Annotated in this window: 22 protein-coding genes; 14 read left to right on the top strand and 8 right to left on the bottom strand. The window is 71.9% G+C overall.

The features are described 5' to 3' along the window. Nucleotides 1-6: 6 nt before the first annotated feature. The 5 genes from AB0B33_RS35570 to AB0B33_RS35550 all read left to right on the top strand — a co-directional run bounded on the left by AB0B33_RS35570 (nucleotide 7) and on the right by AB0B33_RS35550 (nucleotide 3911). Nucleotides 7-468, top strand: a complete 462-nt coding sequence (locus AB0B33_RS35570; protein WP_103355284.1) for a roadblock/LC7 domain-containing protein — start codon at nucleotides 7-9, stop codon at nucleotides 466-468. Between the two features lie 25 nt (nucleotides 469-493). Continuing rightward, nucleotides 494-1273, top strand: a complete 780-nt coding sequence (locus AB0B33_RS35565) for a DUF742 domain-containing protein (protein WP_247017869.1) — start codon at nucleotides 494-496, stop codon at nucleotides 1271-1273. Beyond that, complete coding sequence (locus AB0B33_RS35560; protein WP_247017872.1) at nucleotides 1254-1862, top strand: ATP/GTP-binding protein; 609 nt, start codon at nucleotides 1254-1256, stop codon at nucleotides 1860-1862. The genes AB0B33_RS35565 and AB0B33_RS35560 overlap by 20 nt, the downstream gene beginning before the upstream one ends. Before the next feature lie 402 nt (nucleotides 1863-2264). Continuing rightward, complete coding sequence (locus tag AB0B33_RS35555) at nucleotides 2265-2681, top strand: roadblock/LC7 domain-containing protein (RefSeq protein WP_247017874.1); 417 nt, start codon at nucleotides 2265-2267, stop codon at nucleotides 2679-2681. Between the two features lie 6 nt (nucleotides 2682-2687). Then, nucleotides 2688-3911 (top strand): DUF742 domain-containing protein, encoded by a 1224-nt coding sequence (locus AB0B33_RS35550; protein WP_360780060.1) that lies wholly within the window; start codon nucleotides 2688-2690, stop codon nucleotides 3909-3911. Here AB0B33_RS35550 and AB0B33_RS35545 read toward each other — a convergent pair. Together AB0B33_RS35545 and AB0B33_RS35540 are read right to left on the bottom strand one after the other, a co-directional pair. Then, complete coding sequence (locus AB0B33_RS35545; protein ID WP_360780057.1) at nucleotides 3908-4495, bottom strand: hypothetical protein; 588 nt, start codon at nucleotides 4493-4495, stop codon at nucleotides 3908-3910. The two genes, AB0B33_RS35550 and AB0B33_RS35545, sit on opposite strands and share 4 nt — an antisense overlap. Nucleotides 4496-4544: 49 nt before the next feature. Further along, the gene (locus AB0B33_RS35540) at nucleotides 4545-6782 is read right to left on the bottom strand and encodes a helicase-associated domain-containing protein (protein WP_360780054.1); all 2238 of its coding nucleotides are present in this window, start codon (nucleotides 6780-6782) and stop codon (nucleotides 4545-4547) included. An 89-nt stretch (nucleotides 6783-6871) separates the two neighbouring features. Here AB0B33_RS35540 and AB0B33_RS35535 point away from each other — a divergent pair, with 89 nt between their 5' ends. Together AB0B33_RS35535 and AB0B33_RS35530 are read left to right on the top strand one after the other, a co-directional pair. Continuing rightward, nucleotides 6872-7057, top strand: coding sequence for a hypothetical protein (locus tag AB0B33_RS35535; RefSeq protein WP_247017882.1), 186 nt, complete (start codon nucleotides 6872-6874; stop codon nucleotides 7055-7057). Nucleotides 7058-7155: 98 nt separating this feature from the next. Then, a complete protein-coding gene (locus tag AB0B33_RS35530; protein WP_360780051.1) occupies nucleotides 7156-8544 on the top strand; it encodes an NAD-dependent malic enzyme in 1389 nt (462 codons plus the stop codon). 265 nt (nucleotides 8545-8809) lie between these two features. Here the strand turns inward: AB0B33_RS35530 and AB0B33_RS35525 are convergent, their stop codons facing one another. Then, nucleotides 8810-9220 carry a PIN domain-containing protein gene (locus AB0B33_RS35525; RefSeq protein WP_360780048.1) on the bottom strand — a complete coding sequence of 137 codons (411 nt, stop codon included), beginning with the start codon at nucleotides 9218-9220 and terminating at the stop codon, nucleotides 8810-8812. Further along, the gene (locus tag AB0B33_RS35520; protein ID WP_360780045.1) at nucleotides 9208-9336 is read right to left on the bottom strand and encodes a hypothetical protein; all 129 of its coding nucleotides are present in this window, start codon (nucleotides 9334-9336) and stop codon (nucleotides 9208-9210) included. The genes AB0B33_RS35525 and AB0B33_RS35520 overlap by 13 nt, the downstream gene beginning before the upstream one ends. A 62-nt stretch (nucleotides 9337-9398) precedes the next feature. On the opposite strand from AB0B33_RS35520, the gene moaC reads away from it, so the two are divergent. Continuing rightward, complete coding sequence (gene moaC, locus AB0B33_RS35515; protein ID WP_247017887.1) at nucleotides 9399-9869, top strand: cyclic pyranopterin monophosphate synthase MoaC; 471 nt, start codon at nucleotides 9399-9401, stop codon at nucleotides 9867-9869. Beyond that, nucleotides 9866-10786 (top strand): molybdenum cofactor biosynthesis protein MoaE, encoded by a 921-nt coding sequence (locus AB0B33_RS35510; RefSeq protein WP_360780042.1) that lies wholly within the window; start codon nucleotides 9866-9868, stop codon nucleotides 10784-10786. The genes moaC and AB0B33_RS35510 overlap by 4 nt, the downstream gene beginning before the upstream one ends. A 368-nt stretch (nucleotides 10787-11154) precedes the next feature. Here AB0B33_RS35510 and AB0B33_RS35505 read toward each other — a convergent pair whose 3' ends face one another. From AB0B33_RS35505 to moaA, 3 genes are all read right to left on the bottom strand, one after another. Beyond that, on the bottom strand, nucleotides 11155-11793 hold the full coding sequence (locus tag AB0B33_RS35505) for a transglycosylase family protein (protein ID WP_281506219.1): 639 nt from the start codon (nucleotides 11791-11793) through the stop codon (nucleotides 11155-11157). 1486 nt (nucleotides 11794-13279) lie between these two features. Beyond that, nucleotides 13280-13540, bottom strand: coding sequence for a MoaD/ThiS family protein (locus AB0B33_RS35500; RefSeq protein WP_360780037.1), 261 nt, complete (start codon nucleotides 13538-13540; stop codon nucleotides 13280-13282). Nucleotide 13541: 1 nt separating this feature from the next. Beyond that, on the bottom strand, nucleotides 13542-14549 hold the full coding sequence (gene moaA, locus AB0B33_RS35495; protein WP_360780034.1) for a GTP 3',8-cyclase MoaA: 1008 nt from the start codon (nucleotides 14547-14549) through the stop codon (nucleotides 13542-13544). Between the two features lie 149 nt (nucleotides 14550-14698). On the opposite strand from moaA, the gene AB0B33_RS35490 reads away from it, so the two are divergent. Genes AB0B33_RS35490 through AB0B33_RS35470 form a run of 5 tightly spaced genes read left to right on the top strand, consistent with a single transcriptional unit; the run spans nucleotide 14699 to nucleotide 18312 of the window. Continuing rightward, nucleotides 14699-15178 (top strand): MarR family transcriptional regulator, encoded by a 480-nt coding sequence (locus AB0B33_RS35490; protein WP_247025486.1) that lies wholly within the window; start codon nucleotides 14699-14701, stop codon nucleotides 15176-15178. A 33-nt stretch (nucleotides 15179-15211) separates the two neighbouring features. After that, a complete protein-coding gene (locus tag AB0B33_RS35485) occupies nucleotides 15212-15616 on the top strand; it encodes a helix-turn-helix transcriptional regulator (RefSeq protein ID WP_285476866.1) in 405 nt (134 codons plus the stop codon). After that, the gene (modA, locus tag AB0B33_RS35480) at nucleotides 15613-16422 is read left to right on the top strand and encodes a molybdate ABC transporter substrate-binding protein (RefSeq protein ID WP_360780030.1); all 810 of its coding nucleotides are present in this window, start codon (nucleotides 15613-15615) and stop codon (nucleotides 16420-16422) included. Before AB0B33_RS35485 ends, modA begins: the two co-directional genes overlap by 4 nt. Nucleotides 16423-16480: 58 nt before the next feature. Then, on the top strand, nucleotides 16481-17248 hold the full coding sequence (locus AB0B33_RS35475) for an ABC transporter permease (RefSeq protein WP_360780027.1): 768 nt from the start codon (nucleotides 16481-16483) through the stop codon (nucleotides 17246-17248). Further along, nucleotides 17245-18312, top strand: coding sequence for an ABC transporter ATP-binding protein (locus AB0B33_RS35470; protein WP_360780024.1), 1068 nt, complete (start codon nucleotides 17245-17247; stop codon nucleotides 18310-18312). The genes AB0B33_RS35475 and AB0B33_RS35470 overlap by 4 nt, the downstream gene beginning before the upstream one ends. A gap of 10 nt (nucleotides 18313-18322) precedes the next feature. On the opposite strand, the gene AB0B33_RS35465 is transcribed toward AB0B33_RS35470, so the two are convergent. Beyond that, the gene (locus AB0B33_RS35465; protein ID WP_360780021.1) at nucleotides 18323-20104 is read right to left on the bottom strand and encodes a multicopper oxidase domain-containing protein; all 1782 of its coding nucleotides are present in this window, start codon (nucleotides 20102-20104) and stop codon (nucleotides 18323-18325) included. Nucleotides 20105-20121 lie beyond the last annotated feature (17 nt).

The raw sequence follows: 20121 nt of genomic DNA, 5'->3' as shown, positions 1-20121 counted from the left end.
GGTGCAATGCAGCCGGGTGGCTCCGCGCAGCCGAACGGCCAAGCGCATGCCAAGGCGAACAATGCCGGCAGCTTCGCTTGGCTGATCACGGATTTCGTGCACCGGGTGCCCGGCGCGGCCCACGCGGTCGTGGTGTCGGCGGACGGCCTGCTCCTGGCGGCCTCGCGCGGGCTGCCGAAGGACCGGGCGGACCAGCTGGCGGCGGTGGCGTCGGGGCTCACCAGCCTCGCGCGCGGCGCGGCCAAGGTGTTCGAGGGCGGCACGGTGGCGCAGACGGTGGTCGAGATGGCCAACGGCTTCCTCTTCCTCATGTCGGTTTCCGACGGTTCGTGTCTGGCGGTGCTGGGATCGCCGGAGAGTGACATCGGCTTGGTCGTCTACGAGATGACCTTGCTGGTGGAGCGGGTCGGCCAGCAGCTGACTCCGGAGATGCGGGCGCAACTGCAGGGCGCGACCGTCCGCCGCTGAGGACCTGGGAACCGAGGAGAGAGCCGTGGACGACGGGCGCTTGAGGGGTGATGGCCGGCTCGGTGACGACTTCTCCGGTGGTTGGTCCGAGCAACCGGACGACGGCCGGGAGGACTGGCAGTCGTTCCGGGACCGCGTCGACCGCGAATGGCGGGCGAGGCGGGTGCAGGCATCCGACAGCGACCCCGTGCGGGAGCCGCCGAACTGGCTGACCGACAGCAATGCCGGGCAGGAACCGATCCGGCCGATCGCGGGTGGCACCGAATACCGCGACCGGCTGCTCGGCGGGCCGGGCGCGGAGCTGTTCGGCGGTTCGAGCGGACCGCTGTACGACGCGCACGAGTTCGCGGCGTACAGCACCGAGCGGGACTTCGGGTCGGGACCGGATTCCGGTGAACTGGCCGCGGCGCTGCCGCGCCAGGCCCACCAGGAGTACGTGGACGAGCCGGCGCCGACGGAGATGGAGACGTCCGGGCTGGTCCGGCCGTACTTCCGGACCCGCGGGCGGACGAAGGCGACGCTGGACCTGGCCATCGAGGCGCTGATCTCGACCAGTGAGCAGGGCCGGATGCTCGACCGGGTCCGGGTCCCCGAGCACCGGTCGATCTGTGACCTGTGCATCGACACGAGGTCGGTGGCCGAGGTGGCGGCGCTGCTGCGGCTGCCGCTCGGTGTGGTGCGGGTGTTGATTGGTGACGTGGCGGGCCTCGGGCTGGTGCTGGTGCACTCCAGCAGCACGACCGTGGGTGACCGCCCGAGTATCGAGTTCATGGAAAGGGTGCTCAGTGGGCTTCGGAGAATTTGACTCCGACGCGAACGCGCCGCAGGTGACGGGTCCGACCTCGTCGGCCAAGATCGTGGTCGCCGGCGGGTTCGGTTCGGGGAAGACGACCATGGTCGGGGCGATCTCGGAGATCGACCCGTTGACCACCGAGGCCATGATGACCGAGGCGAGCGTCGGGCACGACGACACCTCGGCCACGCCGAACAAGACCACCACCACCGTGGCGATGGACTTCGGGCGCATCTCGCTGGACTCGGACCTGGTGCTGTACGTCTTCGGCACCCCCGGTCAGCACCGGTTCTGGTTCATGTGGGACGACCTCGCGGTCGGTGCGATCGGCGCGGTCGTGCTGGTGGACACGCGGCGGCTGGCCGACGCGTTCCCCTCGATCGACTTCTTCGAGAACCGGAAGCTGCCCTACGTCGTGGCGATCAACTGCTTCGACCGGCTGCTGCACCACCAGATCGAGGACGTCCGGCACGCGCTGACCATCGCGCCGTCGGTCCCGATCATGGCGTGCGACGCGCGTGAGCGCGACTCCGCCAAGCAGGTGCTGATCTCCGTCGTCCAGCACGCGATCGCGCACGATTCGGCGTTGCGCGCGGGATAACCGATGACGCCCCGAACCGGATGCGGCCGTTGGAGTGAACTCCGCGTGCTTCACCCACTTCGGGGAGTGGTGCTGCCGTCCGGCGCAGCGACCGGCCACGCCGGTCCGCCGCGACCGGTGGCGGGGCCGCGTCTTCCGGCCACCGGAACCCCGGCTGACCTGCGCCGACACCTCGCGGTGGCGACACGGGGCCGGCGTCGCCGGGTGTCGCCCGGAAGCGTGACCCCGTCCGGGCCGGCGCGGAGTGCGGCCACGCGCACACGTAGGGTGCGCACCGGCCGGCCCGTGGTGGACTCGACACCACCGGCGGTGCGAATACGCTTTACGGTGGCGTCGTCGAACCGTCGTGCCGGGTGCTCCGGGGTGCGGCGCGCGATGCCGCACGAGCAAGGAGGGGCAGTAGTGACGGCTTCCGGCCAGGGCACATTCGGCTGGCTCATCACGGACTTCGTGCGCCGGGTACCGGGTGCGGCGCACGCCGTCCTGGTGTCCGCGGACGGCCTGCTCCTGGCGCCGTCGGAAGGACTGCCGCAGGAGCGCGCCGAACAGCTGTCCGCGGTGGCGTCCGGGCTGATCAGCCTGACGTTCGGGGCCGCGCGCTGCTTCGAGGCCGGTGGCGTCAACCAGACCGTGGTGGAGATGGAGCGCGGCTACTTGTTCTTGATGTCCGTTTCGGACGGCTCGTCGCTGGCGGTGCTGGCCGCACCGACGTGCGACATCGGCACGGTCGCCTACGAGATGACCCTGCTCGTCGAGCGGGTCGGCCAGCAGATCACCCCCGAGCTGCGCGCGCAGCTGCAGGGCGGCGTGCGTGGGTAGGGCGAGATGAGGATTTCGGGATTCGACGATCCGGACTCCAGCGGCTGGGACGCACTGCACCGCGGCACCGAGCGCGAGGGTTTTGATTCGCCCAGCAAGTTCGACATGTCGACGCTGTCGACGATCATGCCCAAGCGCAAGCCGGCGCGGCCGAAGGCTGACCCGCAGGGGTACACCGACGAGGACACCCGGGAGTGGGGCTCGTCGGCGGACGACGAGGAGTACGACGACCGCCAGGAGTACGAGGAGGCCGAGTACACGGGTGGGCACCGGCGCCTCGCCGAGGACGGCTACCCGCACCACGACCACCCGCGGCACGACCCCCCGGCCGAGCGCTCGCGCTACGCCGACAACGGCTACCCGCCCGCGCCGCCGCGTGAGTTCGTCGACAACGGTTATCCGCCCGCGTCGCCACGCGAGTTCGCGGACAACGGCTACCCGCCCCCGCCACCGCGCGAGTTCGCTGACAACGGCTACCCGCCCGCGCCACCGCGCGAGTTCGCGGACAACGGCTACCCGCCCGCGTCGCGCGAGTTCGCCCCGCAGGGCTACGCGGGCCCGCACTCGCCCCAGTACCCCGAAGACGGCTACGACCCCGCCGAGCCCGAGTGGCAGGACGGGCGGACCTACCGGCCGGAGCCCCCGCCGCTGGAACCGGCGTGGACCCCGCCGCGCGGCGCCCGTCCGCCCGCACCGCCGCGGCCCCCGGCCCCGGCCCAGCACCGGCCGCTCGCCCCGCGTCCGCCCGCCCCCCGGCCCCCGGTGGCGCCCCCGCCGTCGTGGACGCCCCCGCCGGACCCGGAGACCCGCTGGATCCCGCAGCCGGAACCGTGGGAGGACCCGGCCTGGAACGAGCCGGCCCGCGTCGCGAGCCCGGTGCCCGTCGCTTCGGCGAACTCGCGGGTCCGCCCGTACACCCGCACTGGCGGGCGCACGCGGTCCGACCACAACCTGGCGCTGGAGGCGCTGGTCTCGACGTCCGACGACGGCCGCCGCTACCGCGGGGTCCGCTCGGTCGAACACCGGCGGATCTGCGACCTGTGCCTGGACACCCGGTCGGTCGCGGAGATCGCCGCGCACCTGCGGCTGCCGCTGGGCGTGGTGAAGATCCTGGTCGGCGACATGGCCGACATCGGGCTCGTGCTGATCCACCAGACCGAGCTGATCCTCGGGGACCGCTCGTCCCGCGAGTTCATGGAACGCGTGCTGGCGGGCCTGCGCGCTCTCTAGCCCCAGGTGAGGTCGAGGGCCTGGGTGTTGCCCGGCCCCGGCACCGCCGCGTTGACGACCGGCGTCGCCGAGCCGCAGTTCGCGAACTCGCCGATCGTGTACGTCGAGTTCAGCCGGCCGCCCTTGCCGGTGACGAAGCCGTCCGGCACGAGCTCCGTCGTCACCGGCTGCGCGGTGCCGCAGGACGCGCCGACGTCGTACGGGACGCCGTTGACGCGCACGTCCGACACCTTGACCGGCCAGGTCGCCGAGCCGGTGAAGCTGCCGAACACCGAGCCCTCGGCGCTGCCCGGCCCGAGCGTGACGGTGCCGCTGACCTTGCCGATCCCCGGCACCGACTTGGTCACCTTCACCGGGGGCAGCGTGATCGTGCCGGAGAAGGTGTAGGACCCGATGAGCGTGTACATGTCGAACTGCCCCGGCCCCAGCGGCAGGTCGGCGCCCGGTTTCGCGATGTGCGTCGTCCCGGTGACGGTGTACTTCGAGTAGACCGGTGGCCCGGCCGCGCTCGCCGTGCCGGCGAACCCCACCCCGCTCACGATCGTCGCCGCCACCAGCGCCGTCACCCGCGTTCCCCGCTTCATGGACCAGGCTTACCACCTGCGAGGGCGCTTCGGTGGAGATTCACCGGAATCAGTCCTCGACGATGGCCGCCGAGGTGATCCGGTGCAGGGAGTACCGCTCGTTGTTCTCGCCTTCGAGGACCCCGCCGCCGACCCGCACCGGCCGGATCACGCGCTGGCTGGCGGTGCCGCGGGAGTCCACGAAGCCGATCCAGACCTCACGACGCTCCAGCGTCGCCCGGGACAGCAGCTCGAGGGTGGCCGAGGTGTCCGCGCCGCCGCCGACCGGCGCGCGCACCGCCGAGCCGCGGCGCCGGGCCGAAGCCGCGTCGCCAGCGCGCAGGTTGGACACGATCCGGGTGGCCTGGTCTTCGGTGAGGACCGCCTGCTCGCCGGGGTTCCGGCGGGCCGCGCGCGCCTTCGCGGGCAGCCGCCTGCCGCCCGGGCGGATGTCGACGACCCGGCCGTCGGGCCCCTCCGCCGCCGGGGCGAACCCGGCCGCGCGCAGCCCGGCGAGCACCTCGTGCAGCGGGTCGGGGCTGATCACGACGGTCGGCGCGATCAGCCGCAGGTCGTGTTCGGCCGCGACGGGGTGGGCCAGCACCTCGGCCAGCAGCGCCTCGTCGTCGCAGCGCAGGAACGACGCCGCGACCCCGCCGCGCAGCCTGCCGTGCCGCCGGGCGACGTCGTCGACCAGGTAGCTCAGCCCCTGCGGCACCGGCGTCGCCGACTTGGCCTTGAAGAGCGCGTGCAGCTCGTCGGCGGTGCGGCCGGTGTCCAGCGCGCGCCGCACGGACGTCTCGGTGATCCGGTAGACGGTCGCGTGCCCGGCCGATTCGACGTCGGCGACCGCGGTCATCTCCGCGGCCAGCTCCGGCTCCAGCGGGCCCGGCGCGACCACCGTCAGGTCGGCCTGCAGCAGCACGTGGCCGACCGGCGCGGGCAGCGCGTCCAGGATCGCCTCGACCGCACCCGGCCGGTCGTCGGCGAGCAGCGCGCGCGTCGCCGTCGTGACGCCGCCGAGCCCGACCAGGCCCAGCGCGCTCGCCTCGGCCATCGTCCAGCGGACGGTCTCGTCCCGCAGCCGCCCGCCGCGCCGGGGCGCCCGCCAGGCCAGCACGGCGACGAGCTCGTCGACGCTCTTCACCCCGGCGCCCTCGGGGAGGTCGGCCAGCGCCGCGAGGACCCGCCGCCGCGCGACCGGGGCGAGCGGGCGGCGCAGCTCCTCCGACAGCGGCGCGACCGGCTTGTCCTTGGCGTCGCGCCCGCCGGCCATGCCGGGCAGCCGCGGCAGCTCCAGCCACGCCTGGGCCAGCGTCATCCAGCGCTGCGCGGTCGGCGACGCGAGCCACGAGTCGGTCAGCGTCGTCGGCACCCACTCGGGCGCGGTCGCCTCGCTGTCGGCGACGAGTCCGGCGCCCACGGCCAGCTCGGCCAGCAGGGTCGCCTGCGTCTCGTCGATCTCCAGGTCCTTGGCGAGCTTCTTGAGCTCGCGCACGCCGAGACCGCCGGACTTCAGCACCGGCGGCGGCGCGGCCGACCACGCGCGCAGCAGCGATTCGGTGTGGCGCAGGAACTCCATCGCCTCACCGGCCGCGGCCTGGTCCACAGTGGACGGCTGGTGCGGGTGGACCGGCAGACCGGGCTCGGTGAGCGTCCCGGGCGCGAAGGCCCCGCCGCGCACCGCCATGCCGAGCTCGCGCGGCAGCTCGACGGTCTGGTCGTCGCGGCGCAGCAGCAGCCCGCGGGCCAGCAGCTTCTGCACCGGCGTCTCGGCCTTCTCGAGCGAGAGGTCGATCCCGGCGTCGCGGGTCCGGCCGATCGGCGGGCCGGCGGCGAGGGCGTTGAGCACCCCGCGTTCGTCGTCGGGCAGCTCGGCGAGCCGGGCATCGAGGTCCTCGCCCTCGAGCGACGGCGAGGGAGCGCCCAGTCCGGCGGGGAACGGCCCGAGGGCCTCCCGGACCGCGGGCGGCACGCGCACGGCGTCGTCGGAGCCCCAGGCCAGCGCCCGCTTGCGCAGCCGGGTCAGCGGCTCGGTGACGTCGGTGCCGACCAGCTTCGCGATGTCTTCGACCGGCACCGGGTCACGGTCCGCGCCGGCCAGCAAGCAGGCTTCGAGCACGGCGAGGGTGAAGCTGTCGAGGTCTTCGCAGGCGCGCGCGACCGAGCCCGGCGTGCCGGCCCGGGTGGCCAGCACCGTGCTGTCGGAGGGCGGGGGCGTGGACAGGTCGCGCCGCGTGCGGAGCAGTTCGGTGAGTGCGCCGTCGGACTCCGCGCGCAGCCAGTCCGCCAAGGAGGTCGCGGGCATAGAAGACCAGGGTACCGGGCGGGTGCGACAGCTCGCCCGGGCTCAGGCAGACTGTCCCCGGAACACTGAACACGGCTGTGGAGGACGTTGTGGCCAAGGGCGAGAAGAAGCACAAGGGCGTCGACCCGACCTGGCCGGGCGAGGCCGGCGAACACCCCGTGACCGAGCTCGCGTCCGACCGCCAGGGCTCGCTGTCGCCGTTCGGCGACATCACGTTCCCGCTCGACTCGGTGCCCTACGTGCACCCCGAGACCGAGATCAACACCCGGCCGTAACGTTACTGGTCAGTACCGGTATCGGCCCCTCGTGAGGGCGGTCACGGGAGTAGGTTCGCTCCCGTCCCAGCCACCATTCCCATGCGGGGGTAAGTGCCATGCCGGTTCCCGGTCCCGGATATTCGATCACCGTCCGGGTCGAGGCCCCGGCTTCGTCCAGCGCGGCCGGTGACCTCACCACCGCCGTCGGGCGGGTCGGCGGCGTGCTGACCGCGTTCGACGTCGTCGAGTCGCACTCGGACTCGATCGTGGTCGACATCAGCGCCAACGCGCTGTCGGAGAACCACGCGAACGACATCACCTCGGCGCTGGACTCGCTGCCCGGCGTCAAGGTCCGCAAGGTCTCCGACCGGACGTTCCTGATCCACCTCGGCGGCAAGATCGAGGTCACGCCCAAGGTCGCGCTCCGCAACCGTGACGACCTCTCCCGCGCGTACACCCCGGGTGTCGCCCGCGTGTGCCAGGCGATCGCGAACAACCCCGAAGACGCGCGCCGGCTGACCATCAAGCGCAACACCGTCGCCGTGCTCACCGACGGCTCCGCGGTGCTCGGCCTGGGCAACATCGGCCCGGCCGCCGCGCTGCCGGTGATGGAGGGCAAGGCGGCGCTGTTCAAGAAGTTCGCCGACGTCGACGCGTGGCCGGTCTGCCTGGACACCCAGGACACCGAAGAGATCATCATGATCGCGAAGGCGCTGGCCCCGGTGTACGCGGGCATCAACCTCGAGGACATCGCCGCCCCGCGCTGCTTCGAGATCGAGAAGCGCCTGCGCGAGCAGCTCGACATCCCGGTGTTCCACGACGACCAGCACGGCACCGCGATCGTCGTCGTCGCCGCGCTGCGCAACGCCCTGCGCGTGGTCGGGAAGAACATCGAGGACTGCAAGATCGTGGTCAGCGGCGTCGGCGCGGCCGGCTCGGCGATCATCCGGCTGCTGCTGCGCAAGAACCCGGGCGACATCGTCGCGGCGGACATCGACGGCATCGTCCACTCCGCGCGCGGCAACCTCGACGACAACCTCACCTGGATCGCGTCGCACACGAACAAGCAGCAGGTCAGCGGCACCCTGCACGAGGCGCTTTCCGGGGCCGACGTGTTCATCGGTGTCTCGGCGCCCAACCTGTTCGGTGCCGAGCAGGTGGCGACGATGAAGTCCGACGCGGTGGTCTTCGCGCTGGCCAACCCGGACCCGGAGATCGACCCGCTGGAGGCGCAGAAGCACGCCGCCGTCGTGGCGACCGGCCGCAGCGACTTCCCGAACCAGATCAACAACGTGCTGGCCTTCCCGGGCGTCTTCCGCGGTCTCCTCGACGCGCACGCGAACAACATCGACGACAACATGCTGCTGGCCGCGGCCGACGCGATCGCCGACGTCGTGGACAACGGCAAGCTCAACGCGTCGTTCATCGTCCCGAGCGTGTTCGACAGCGCGGTGGCCCCGGCGGTCGCCGACGCCGTCCGCAAGGCTGTGCGCGCCGAGCGCTGAGTCCTCACTTCGGAGGGCCCCGGGATCGTTCTTCGGAGGGACGACCGGGGTCTTCCCCTTCTCTAGGCTGAGACGCAACTCACCAGGGGGAGATCGCATGCTGAGGAGTTCGCTGGTCGCCGTGGGGCGCTCCGGCTGTAGTCAACCGTCTTCTGCCAGGGGCTGGCCTTCCAGCTCTCGCCCACTGCCGCCCGGGGTAGCTGGGCTGGCGCGCACCGAACCTGGAGCAGCGATGTCCCGGGCGGCGCCGGAAGTCCGGCCGACCTCACCGACTCCGCTGAAGCAACCGCACCTCGACATCCGGAAGGTCATCGAACCGGGAGCGCTCATCCGTGGTCACCAAAACCAGCCCAGTGGCCCGGGCAGTCGCGGCGATGATCAGGTCGTGGGCCCGGCGCACCTGCCCGCTCCGCTGCAGATGAGCCACCAGCTCGGCATGGTGCTCGACCACGCCCATCGAGTAATCGACGACCGGAGTAACAGCCAGCAGCTCAGCCAGAAACGCGTCATGAGCCGCCCGCCGAGCCGGGTTCGGGTCCAGCAGCAGCCCCACCCGATACTCCGCGACGACCAACGCCGGCACCGCGACGTCATCGTCATCGCCGATAGCCCCCGCCGGCAGCCGCTCCCGGGCCGCGTCGACCAGGACTCCCGTGTCGAGGATCAGTCGCGCCACGGATCACTGTCCAGCTCGGCCGACGCCGTCTCGCGGACCTTCGTCGCGTTCTCCGCGAACCGGTCGTCGACGTCGAGCTTGCCGGCCCAGCGGTGGGCGGGCACGATCAGCGCCACCCGCTTGCCGGATCAAGGGGTCGCGCCGACCCGCCCGGCCGCGCCGGAAGTAGCCTCGGCTTGTGAGTGAACTCAGCCACGTCGACGAAACCGGCGCCGCCCGGATGGTCGACGTCTCCGGCAAGACCGCCACCGCGCGCACCGCGCTCGCCGGCGGGACCGTGCGGACCACCGCCGAGGTGCTCCGGTTGCTCGCGACCGACGGCCTCCCCAAGGGCGACGCGCTCGCCACCGCGCGCATCGCCGGGATCATGGGGGCCAAGCGGGTGCCCGAGCTGATCCCGCTGTGCCACCAGATCGCGCTGTCCGGGGTCAAGGTCGAGTTCGAGCTGGGCGAGGCCGAGGTCCGGATCCTCGCGACCGCGAAGACCACCGACGTCACCGGCGTCGAGATGGAGGCGCTGACCGCCGTGGCCGTCGCCGGGCTGACCGTGCACGACATGATCAAGGCCGTCGACCCGGCGGCGACGCTGGACGAGGTCCGCCTGCTCCGCAAGGACGGCGGCAAGACCGGAACCTGGGAGCGGCCGTGAAGCGCAGCGCGCGCGTGATCGTGGCGTCCAACCGCGCCGCGAAGGGCGTCTACGAGGACAAGACCGGGCCGGTGCTCGTCGCCTGGCTGGCCGGACGCGGGTACGACGTGCCGGCGCCGGTCGTCGTCGAGGACGGCGAGCCGGTCGGGGTCGCGCTGCGGGCCGCGCTCGCGGACGGCGTCGCCGTCGTGCTCACCACCGGCGGCACCGGCATCTCGCCGACCGACCGCACCCCGGACGTCACCCGCGGGGTCCTGGACCACGAGCTGCCGGGTGTCGCGGACGCGATCCGCGCGGCCGGCCTGCCGAAGGTGCCGACGGCGGTGCTGTCGCGCGGTGTCGCGGGCGTGGCCGGGCGGACCCTGGTCGTCAACCTCCCGGGCTCCAGCGGCGGCGTGAAGGACGGTCTGGGCGTCCTGGACGGCATCCTGGACCACGCGGTCGACCAGCTGGCCGGCGGCGACCACCCACGGCCCGCGGCGGCCGGCCCGGCGGTGCGTGTGGCGCGGGCGCTCGTGACCGAAGACGTGCTGTCCGTCGACGAGCACGCCCGCCTGGTCGAGGACGACGCGGCGGGCGCGGTCGTGACCTTCTCGGGGGTCGTCCGCGACCACGACGGCGGCAAGGGCGTGCGCGACCTGACCTACGAAGGCCACCCGAGCGCGAACCAGGTGATCGAGGACGTCGTCGCGGACCTGGCGGTGCGCTGGACCGGCGTCCGCGCGGTGGCGGTGAGCCACCGAGTCGGGGCGCTGACGATCGGCGACGTCGCGCTGGCGTGCGCCGTGGCGGCCGAGCACCGCGGCCAGGCGTTCTCGGCCTGTGCGGAGCTCGTGGACGAGGTCAAGGCGCGGCTGCCGATCTGGAAGCACCAGCACTTCACCGACGGCACCGACGAGTGGGTCAACTCGCCCTGATCCGGAAGACGAGGCTCAGCTTCACGAACATCGGCACCTCGCGCGGGAACGCCCGCATGACCTGCTCGCGGACACCGGGGTCGGTCAGGACATGGATGGTGCCGGTGAGGCAAGGCAGAGCGGGTCCGCACGCGGCGTCGGACTTCGGCGCGGCGAACGAAGTGGTGGACGAAGCCGCGGCGGCGGGCGCGCTGACGGCGGGCCGGCTGGCCGCGGAGGCGAACTTGAGCCCTGCAGCGGGCGGAAGCCGCCTGAATCCGGGCTCGGTGAACCCGGGTAACCACTCAGCCCTCCACCGCCCGGGGGATCGGCGGTGGAGGGCTGGGCGGAGTCACGGCTCGAGGCCGTTACGCATCACTGCGCGATCGTCACTTGGTGGCGATCTTCTGCCCGACGAGGATCATGTCCGCGTTCGGGATGTACTTCGCGTTCAGGTCCTGCAGCTTGGCGTAGCCGCCCTGGACGTTGAACTGCTTGGCGATCTTGGACAGCGTGTCGCCCGCCACGACGGTGTAGTCACCGGCCGGGTTCGAGCTGCTGACACCGGACACCGCGGGGGCCGCCTTCGGAGCCGCCGCCGCCTTCGGGGCGGTCGTGCTCTTCTTCGGGGTCACCTTCTTGGTGGTGTTGGTCTTCGCGCTGGCCTTGGGGGCCGACGAGCCGCCGCCCTTCTTGCCGCAGACCGGCCAGGCGCCGATGCCCTGGCCCTGCAGGACGCGCTCGGCCACGGCGATCTGCTGGTCGCGGGACGCGTTCTGCGCGTTGCCGGTGCCGCCGTAGGCCTTCCAGGTGCTCTGCGTGAACTGCAGGCCGCCGTAGTAGCCGTTGCCGGTGTTGATGCTCCAGTTGCCGCCGCTTTCGCACTGCGCGATCGCGTCCCAGTTGGTCGCCGACGCGGGGGTCGCGGCGATCGCGAGGGGAGCGCCGACCGCAATGCCCGCGATGGCGACGCGAGCGACGGTGCGGGTGGCAGCGGACATCTTGCGGTGCTTGCCTCGGTAAGACATCTGAATGCTTCTCGGTTTCCCTGCGCCTACGAGCCTGTGCTGAGGGTCAGGATCGGGGTCCTGGCGCCGGCCGTCTCAGACCGGCAGACGAGTCCGACGCACGTCGCGTCTTCGTCGTCCCCTCGTCCCTGTCCGGAAATGCTTTCGCTCGGGGTATGGGTCCGGGGATCCGCTGGACAGGGCTAGGCGCTACGGATTCCCGGTCGTGCTGGCTGGTCGGGGCCAACCGAAAAGCGACGGTACGTAACGATGGCCGTGATCGGAAATTATTCGGGGCGTGACCTACGTCACAGTAACAGCACGCAACCCTGACCGATGCACATGTTTGTGCAGGTCAGCGGGCCGTTATCTGGCCGTTTCCTAGCCGAGATAAAACACGGATCGTGAGGCTTGCATCACGTGATTCGCGCGGCGAATGGACCATTCGCGCCCCCTGCCGAGCGAAAGAAGCGCGCATCTTATGGCTGGTGCGGGGAGCGCGCCAGACTTGACAATCCAGCCCCACTTGCCCCATGAGTCACACCAGTCCCACCTGTTAGTGGGGTTTCGAACCACGGCCGAAGCCACTTCCGTCGCCGGTGACGCTGGCTGAGGGCCACGCACCGCGACCGACCAGGCGAAACGGGTCACCGGATGGCGTTGCGGCGGGCTGGGATCAGCTTCTCGCGAACACCCGGATTTGATGACGCGCCACGCCGAGGGCGCGCAAGAGCGGTCGGCGAGCGGTCGGCTGCCGTACCCGAGCGGCGACGAAAAGAACGGGAGGGGCGAACTCGCACCGGCGGGTGGACGGCGTGTCGGGGGCGGGCAACCGGTCTAGACGGCGGGGAGAGGGGCGCCGAGAGGCCCGGGCTGGGGTGGCCGGGTGGGGAGGAGGGGCTCGCCGGGCATGGCTCGGCTGGGTGGGGCAGGCGGGCAGGTTCGCTGAGGGCTTCGGCTGGGTTGGGTTGGGAGGTCTCGCTGGGAGAGGTCCGGCTGGGCGCGGGAGGGCTTGCCGGGGTGGCCTGGCTGGGTTGGCCGGGCGGGCCGGGCGGGGAGGGGCTCGCCCGGCATGGCCTGGCTGGGTTGGGCAGGCGGGCAGGGCTCGCCGGGGGCTTCGACTGGGCTGGGAGGGCTTGCTGGGAGAGGTCCGGCTGGGTCGGCGGGGCAGGGCGGGCTTGGCGGGATGGTCCGGCTGGGTTGGCCAGGCGGGCAGGGCTCGCCGGGGCTCCAGCTGGGCTGGCTGGGCCGGCCGGGTGGGGAGGGGTTCGCCGGAGTTGCCCGGCTGGATTGGCCAGGGGGCGGGCTACCTGGAGGCTTCAGCTGGGCTGGGAAGGGCTTGCCGGAGGCCCGGGCTGAGCTGGCCAGGCGAGTAGGGCTCGCCGGGAGGGGCTTGCCGTGCGGGGGAAGGCGCGCCGAACCGACGCACGCCAGGTCGCAGGGCGCCGGAGGGAAAGCCCCCACATGCGCAGGCAACCCCGCGCATGTCAGTACTAGTAGAGAAGCCTCAGCCGCCGGCGAAGGGCGGCAGGACGTCCAGTTCGGCCCCGTCGGTCAGCAGCCGGCCGACGTCGCGGACCGCGATCCCGTCCAGCAGGTAACTGACCGCGTCCAGCACCCGCGGCAGGCCCTCCGGGTGCAGCCGGCGGAGCTCGGTCACCGCGTCGGCGACCGAGGCTCCCGTTGTCAGCTGCACCTTCTCCTCGTCGACGCCCGCCGCGGCTCGTGCTGCCGCGAAGTACCGGACCACGATGGTCAGGGTTGTCATCTCAACCGCCGATCGCGCTCATCGGCCGGATCGGCTGGGCGAATCCGGCGTCGTTGATCTCGTGGCCGGCGAGCTTGCCCCACATCGTGGCCCGCCAGGCGTCCGCCACCTCCTCATCGCGCGCGCCCGCGCGCACGAGGGAGCGGAGGTCCGTCTCGTCGTTGCTGAAGAGGCAGGAGCGGACCGCGCCGTCGGCCGTCAGGCGGGTGCGCTCGCACGCCGCGCAGAACGGCCTGGTCACCGACGCGATCACGCCGACGTCGCCGGGGCCGCCGTCGACCAGCCAGCGCTCGGCCGGTGCGCCGCCGCGGGCGACCGGGAACGGGGTCAGCTCGAACGCGGTGCCCAGCTTCTCCAGGATCTCCGCCGCGGTGATCATCTCGCCGCGGTTCCAGCCGTGCTGGGCGTCCAGCGGCATCTGCTCGATGAAGCGCAGGTGGTAGCCCTCGGCCAGGCAGAACTTCAGCAGCGGCACGGCTTCGGCCTCGTTGACGCCGCGCATCAGCACCGAGTTGACCTTCACCGGCGACATCCCGGCGTCCCGCGCGGCCGCCATGCCGGCCAGCACGTGCGAAAGCCGGTCGCGGCGGGTGATCTTCTCGAACAGCTCCGGGTCGATCGTGTCGAGCGAGACGTTGATCCGGTTCAGGCCGGCCTCGGCGAGCGCCTTGGCGCGCCGGGCCAGGCCGATCCCGTTGGTCGTCATGGACAGCTTCGGCCGCGGCGAAAGGGCCGTTACCCGCGCGACGAGGTCTTCGAGGCCCGGCCGCAGCAGGGGTTCGCCGCCGGTGAGCCGGATGTCGGTGATGCCGAGCCGCTCGACGGCGATCCGCATCAGGCGGACCAGTTCGTCGTCGGTCAGCACCTGATCGCCCGGCATCCAGTCGAGGCCTTCCGCGGGCATGCAGTAGGTGCAGCGCAGGTTGCACCGATCCGTCAGGGAAACCCGGAGATCGGTGGCCACCCGGCCGAAGGTGTCGATGAGTTGCGGGTTCTCGGGCCTGGGCACGCGAGAAGACCCTCGTGTACCGGGGACGCGAGGAAACCCGAGATCCACTGCCGTCATTACGCCCAGAGTAGCTCCGGAACGCGCGAAGTGAGCGGCTCGCTACGATACTTTGACGAGTGAGTGGTTCAGTTGCCGAACTAAGAGGGCCTGTGACGGAAAAGACTTACCCGGTCACCGACGATGAGCTCTTCCGCTTCGCGGAATTGGGTCGCCAGGGCAGCACCCTGACGGTCCTCCGGCACGCCAGGATCGCCGAGCGGATGGGCCTGTCCGGCACCGACCACAAGACGTTCGACCTGGTCATCCAATCGGGCGGACCGTTGACCGCGGGGCGGATCGCGGAGCTGACGGGCCTCTCGACCGGCGCTGTGACCGGCGTCATCGACCGGCTCGAGAAGGTCGGGCTGGTGAGTCGCGTCCGCGATCCCGAGGACCGCCGCAAGGTCCTCGTGGCGGTCGTGCCGGGGGCCGAGGAGCGCTTCGCACCGCTCTTCGAGTCGGCCTTCGACGCCCTTCGCGAGACCTTGGCGCAGTTCTCCCCGGTCGAGCGAAAAGCCATCGAGCGTTATCAGAACGTCATGCTCGAACAGCTCCGCGCGGAAATCCTCGACAATGGCCGCCCCGCGTAGCTTTTCCTCAACTGCGGAGATAATGTCTGCGGCATGCCGCAATTTCGGTTGTCCGAGGCCGCGCGCCTGCTCGGCGTCAGTGACGACACCGTCCGGAGGTGGGTGCGCGCGGGGCAGCTGACCGCGACCGACGACGCCGCCGGGCGCAAGGTCGTCGACGGCGCCCAGCTGGCCGGGTTCGCCCGGGCCCAGGCCTCCGGCCCCGAAGACCCCTCCACCGTCGGCCGCTCCGCCCGCAACAGGTTCGTCGGGCTGGTGACCGAGGTCGTCGCCGACAAGGTGATGGCCCAGGTGGAGCTGCAGTGCGGGGCACACCGGGTGGTGTCCCTGATGAGTACCGAAGCCGTTCGCGAGCTGGGCCTGCGCCCGGGCGTGCTCGCGGTTGCCGTGGTCAAAGCGACCACTGTCGTGGTGGAAACACCGGAAGGAAGTCGATGAAGAAACTTGCTCTCGCCGTCGCGGCCGTCGCGTTGTTCGCCGGCGCGTGCAGCAGTTCGGACCAGCCCAGCACGCAGACCGGCGGGTCGTCGGCGAGCGCCCCCGCGCCGAAGGGCAGCGGCGACGCCGGCACCGGCACGCTCACCGTGTTCGCCGCCGCGTCCCTCACCGAGTCGTTCACCGCGCTCGGCAAGGAGTTCGAGGCCCAGCACCCCGGCGTCACCGTGAAGTTCAGCTTCGCGGGCTCGTCCGGCCTGGTCCAGCAGCTGACCAACGGCGCGAAGGCCGACGTCTTTGCCTCGGCCGACCAGGCCAACATGGACAAGGCCGTCCAGGGCGGCGTGATCGACGGCCAGCCGACGGTCTTCGCGACCAACAAGCTCGCCATCGCCGTCGCGCCGGGCAATCCCAAGGGCATCAAGTCCTTCGCCGACCTGAACAAGGCCGGTCTGACCGTCGTCACGTGCGCCCCGCAGGTGCCGTGCGGCTCGGCCACCAAGAAGGTCGAGACCGCCACCGGCGTCACGCTCAAGCCGAAGAGCGAAGAGCAGGATGTCAAGCAGGTGCTGAACAAGGTCGCTTCCGGCGACGCCGACGCGGGCCTGGTCTACGTCACCGACGCCACCTCGGCCGCGGGCAAGGTCGAGAAGGTCGATTTCCCCGAGGCGGGCGGCGCGGTCAACAACTACCCGATCGCCGCGGTCAAGGGTGGGCAGGCCGCGCTGGCCAAGGAGTTCGACGACTTCGTCCTCGGCACCGAGGGCAAGACCGAGCTGAGCAAGGTGGGGTTCGGCCCTGCGCAGTAGCCGGTCCGCGAACGGCCGGCCGGGATCCGTCCCGGCCGGCCGTTCGCGCGTCCCGTGGGTGCTCGCGATCCCGGCCACGCTCGCGCTGGCCCTGGTCGTGCTGCCGGTCGTCGGCCTGCTGGTCCGCTCGGACCTGACGCGGCTGCCGTCGCTGGTCGCCACGCCGTCGTCGTGGCACGCGCTGCGGCTGTCGCTGATCACCGCCGCACTGTCCACCGTGGCCTGCGTGCTGCTCGGCGTGCCGCTGGCCGTCGTGCTCGCGCGCGCCCGGTTCCGCGGGGTCCGGCTGCTGCGCTCGATCGTGCTGCTGCCGCTGGTGCTGCCCCCGGTGGTCGGCGGTCTCGCGCTGCTCTACCTGCTCGGCCGCAAGGGTTTCCTCGGCATGCTGATCACCACGCTGACCGGCGAGCCGGTGCCGTTCACGACGACCGCGGTGGTGATCGCGCAGACGTTCGTCGCGATGCCGTTCCTCGTCGTCAGCCTCGAAGGCGCGCTGCGGAGCTCCGGCGACCGCTACGAGCAGGTGGCCGCGACGCTGGGCGCGCGCCCGTGGACGGTCTTCCGCCGGGTCACGCTGCCGCTGCTGCTGCCCGCGCTCGGCTCCGGCGTCGTCCTCAGCTTCGCCCGCGCGCTCGGTGAGTTCGGCGCCACGATCACGTTCGCCGGCAGCCTCGAAGACGTCACCCGCACGCTGCCGCTGGAGGTCTACACGCAGGCCGAAGTGGACATCGACAGCGCCGTGGCGCTGTCCCTGCTGCTCATCGTGGTGGCGATCCTGGTCATCGCCGTCGCGCGGCCGCGGTCGTGGGAAGGCGGCCTGCGGTGAGCCTGACCGCCCGGATCGAGGCCGTGCGCGGCTCGTTCACGTTGGACGTCGACCTCGACGTGCCGACCGGGTCGGTGCTGGCGCTGCTCGGCCCGAACGGCTCGGGCAAGTCGACGGTGCTGGGCTGCCTCGCGGGCTTGATCACCCCGGCGTCGGCGGAGATCGCGGTGGCCGGGCGGGAGCTGTCCGGGGTGGCGCCGCACCGCCGCGGGATCGGGCTGCTGTCCCAGGACGCGCTGCTCTTCCCGCACCTGTCCGCGGTGGACAACGTCGCGTTCGCCCCGCGCTCGACCGGCGCCGGCCGCCACGCCGCCCGCGAGCGCGCCTACTACTGGCTGGCCGAGGTGGACGCCGTCGGGCTCGCCGACCGGCGGCCCGGGCAGCTGTCCGGCGGCCAGGCCCAGCGCGTCGCGATCGCCAGGGCGCTGGCCGCGGAACCGGACCTGCTGCTGCTCGACGAGCCGTTCGCCGCCCTCGACGTCGACGCCGCGCCCGCGATCCGCGGTCTGCTGCGGCGGGTGCTGAAGACCGGGCCGACGACGGTGCTCGTCACCCACGACCCCCTGGACGCGCTCGCGCTCGCCGACCACGTCGCGGTGATGAACGGCGGTCGCGTCGTCGAACGCGGCCCGACCCGCGAAGTGCTTTCAGCCCCACGGACGGCGTTCACCGCGCGGATCGCCGGGCTCAACCTCGTCGCCGGGACCGCCGTTCCCGAAGGGCTGCGGACGGCGTCCGGCGAAGTCGTCAGCGGGATCCCGGCGGCCGACGTGGTGCCGGGCGAGCCCGCCGTGGCGGTGTTCCCGCCGAACGCCGTCGCCGTCTACCCGCACGACGGCGAGCACCGCGGGAGCCCGCGCAACACCGCCGACGCCGTCGTCGCGGCGCTGGAACCGCACGGGCCGGTGATCCGGGTCCGCGCTGAAGGCGACGGCTGGGCGCACGGCCTGACCGCCGACCTCACGCCGGCCGCCGTGGCCGAGCTCGCGCTGGAGCCCGGCTCGGCGGTGACGCTCTCGGTTAAGGCCGCGACCGTGGTGGTGCACCCGGCCGCGGCCTCCTGACCGGCGCGGGTCAGCCGTCGTGGTGGTGGCCGCCGCCCGGGTGGACGTGGAACTTCGCCACCTCCGGCGGGTGCACCACGAACGGCCGCATCATGCCTTCGTCCTCGTGGTCGAGGATGTGGCAGTGGTACATGAACTGGCCGGTGCCGCCGCCGAACTGGCCGGCCACGCTCACCCACTGGCCGGGGTTCACGATGATCGTGTCCTTCCAGCCCTCCTCGTACTTCTCCAGCGGGACGTCGGTGAAGCCGTCGATCGGCGTCGTCGTCCGCTCGGTGGCCTGGTCGAACGTCGTGGTGAACTTCCGCCGGAAGAGCGCCTGGAACTCGGTCAGGTGGATGTGGACCGGGTGTGCCGGCGGCCCGCCGGCGACGTGCACGATGTTCCACACCGCCCACCGGTCGTGGTCGATGAAGATGCCGGTCGTGTCGTCGAAGAGCCGGCCGACCATCCGGAACGTCTTCAGCCCGCCGTTCGGGTCCTGGACCTGGATGATCCCCTCGCCGCCCGGGTCCGCCTCGACCTGTTCGAGGTCCCACATCTCCGGGTGCCCCGCCTTGTTGAGCAGCAGCGCGATCCAGACGTGGTCGTGGTCCTCCGGCAGCGTCGAGCCGTGCCGCAGCCGGACGTAGGACGTCGAGATCTTCTCCGGCAGCCGGAACGGGTCGTGCTTGGCCCCGGCGTCGACCCGGAACTCCATCAGGTCCGGCTCGACCGTGCCCAGCCGCGGGTCGGCGTTGCGCAGCTTGAGCTTGCGCCCCTTGAAGCGGCTGAAGTCGATCAGGACGTCGAACCGCTCGGCCGGGGCGACGGTCAGCCCGCCGCCCGGCAACGGCGCCGGCGCGGGCAGCAGGCCGCCGTCGGTGCCGATCAGGCGGACGGCGTCGTTGACCGGCACGTTGTTCTCGTCGACCAGGTTGAGCGTGAAGAACCGCGAGTTGGCCGCGTTGAGCAGCCGGAAGCGGTACCACCGCGCGTCCACGTCGAGGTGCGGCCAGATCACGCCGTTGACCAGGGTGAACGGCCCGGTGAACGGGATCATCGGGCCGTTCGGCACCACCGGGACCTTGAACAGCAGCTGCCCGGTGAGCGCGCCGGTCGCCGGGTCGGTGTCGAGGTTGCGGTCGGTGATGACCAGCGGGATTTCGTGGTCGCCGTGCGGCAGGTCGAGCGCGTCCTCCTCGTCGTCGCGGACCAGGTACATCCCCGCCAGGCCGGTGTGGACGGTGAAGCGCGTGATCGCCATGGCGTGGTCGTGGTACCAGAGCGGCATCGCCGGCTGGCGGTTCTGGTACTCGGTCAGCTGCGAAGTGCCGTTGAGCCCGGCGTTGTGCGCCCAGCCGTCGTTGCCGGCGTTCGTGCGGGCGCCGTGGAGGTGCACGACCGTCCAGGCCGGCAGGTCCGCGACGCCGTCGATGACCGAGTAGCCGGGCCGGTCGAGTTCCCGGCCCGGACGGCTGGTCGGCGCGTCGGCGATCGGGCCCTGAACGGCGACGAGCGGAAACTCGCCGTCGATTTCGTTCGACCACGAAATCCGCAGTTGTTTGCCGCTGCGCACTTCGATCGTCGGACCCGGGAAATGCCCGGCGTACGTCCACAACACACTCGGCGGCAATTGCGAGTGCAGCCGCTGGCGCTTCGTGATCATCGGAATGGTGATGGTGTCGTGGCCGCCCCACGAATGCGGCCGGTACACCGGCGGGACCCGGAGCGGGTCCAGGAATTTGGTGAGCCCCCAGTTCGGCGCGGCGATCGGCGCGGTGGCGACCGGGCGCTCGATGATTTCGGTCATGCGATCTCCCCTTTTCG

It is taken from the genome of Amycolatopsis sp. NPDC049159 (assembly GCF_040648295.1).
Taxonomy (GTDB): domain Bacteria; phylum Actinomycetota; class Actinomycetes; order Mycobacteriales; family Pseudonocardiaceae; genus Amycolatopsis; species Amycolatopsis pretoriensis_A.
This window is presented reverse-complemented; position numbering and strand designations above follow the sequence as displayed.

Excerpts from the sequence above, each read along its gene's own strand:
- AB0B33_RS35570 (WP_103355284.1), top strand. The coding sequence starts at position 7 with ATGCAGCCGGGTGGCTCCGCGCAGCCGAACGGCCAAGCGCATGCCAAG.
- AB0B33_RS35550 (WP_360780060.1), top strand. The coding sequence starts at position 2,688 with ATGAGGATTTCGGGATTCGACGATCCGGACTCCAGCGGCTGGGACGCA.
- AB0B33_RS35545 (WP_360780057.1), bottom strand. The coding sequence starts at position 4,495 with ATGAAGCGGGGAACGCGGGTGACGGCGCTGGTGGCGGCGACGATCGTG.
- AB0B33_RS35540 (WP_360780054.1), bottom strand. The coding sequence starts at position 6,782 with ATGCCCGCGACCTCCTTGGCGGACTGGCTGCGCGCGGAGTCCGACGGC.
- AB0B33_RS35530 (WP_360780051.1), top strand. The coding sequence starts at position 7,156 with ATGCCGGTTCCCGGTCCCGGATATTCGATCACCGTCCGGGTCGAGGCC.
- AB0B33_RS35505 (WP_281506219.1), bottom strand. The coding sequence starts at position 11,793 with ATGTCTTACCGAGGCAAGCACCGCAAGATGTCCGCTGCCACCCGCACC.
- AB0B33_RS35500 (WP_360780037.1), bottom strand. The coding sequence starts at position 13,540 with ATGACAACCCTGACCATCGTGGTCCGGTACTTCGCGGCAGCACGAGCC.
- AB0B33_RS35485 (WP_285476866.1), top strand. The coding sequence starts at position 15,212 with ATGCCGCAATTTCGGTTGTCCGAGGCCGCGCGCCTGCTCGGCGTCAGT.
- modA (WP_360780030.1), top strand. The coding sequence starts at position 15,613 with ATGAAGAAACTTGCTCTCGCCGTCGCGGCCGTCGCGTTGTTCGCCGGC.
- AB0B33_RS35465 (WP_360780021.1), bottom strand. The coding sequence starts at position 20,104 with ATGACCGAAATCATCGAGCGCCCGGTCGCCACCGCGCCGATCGCCGCG.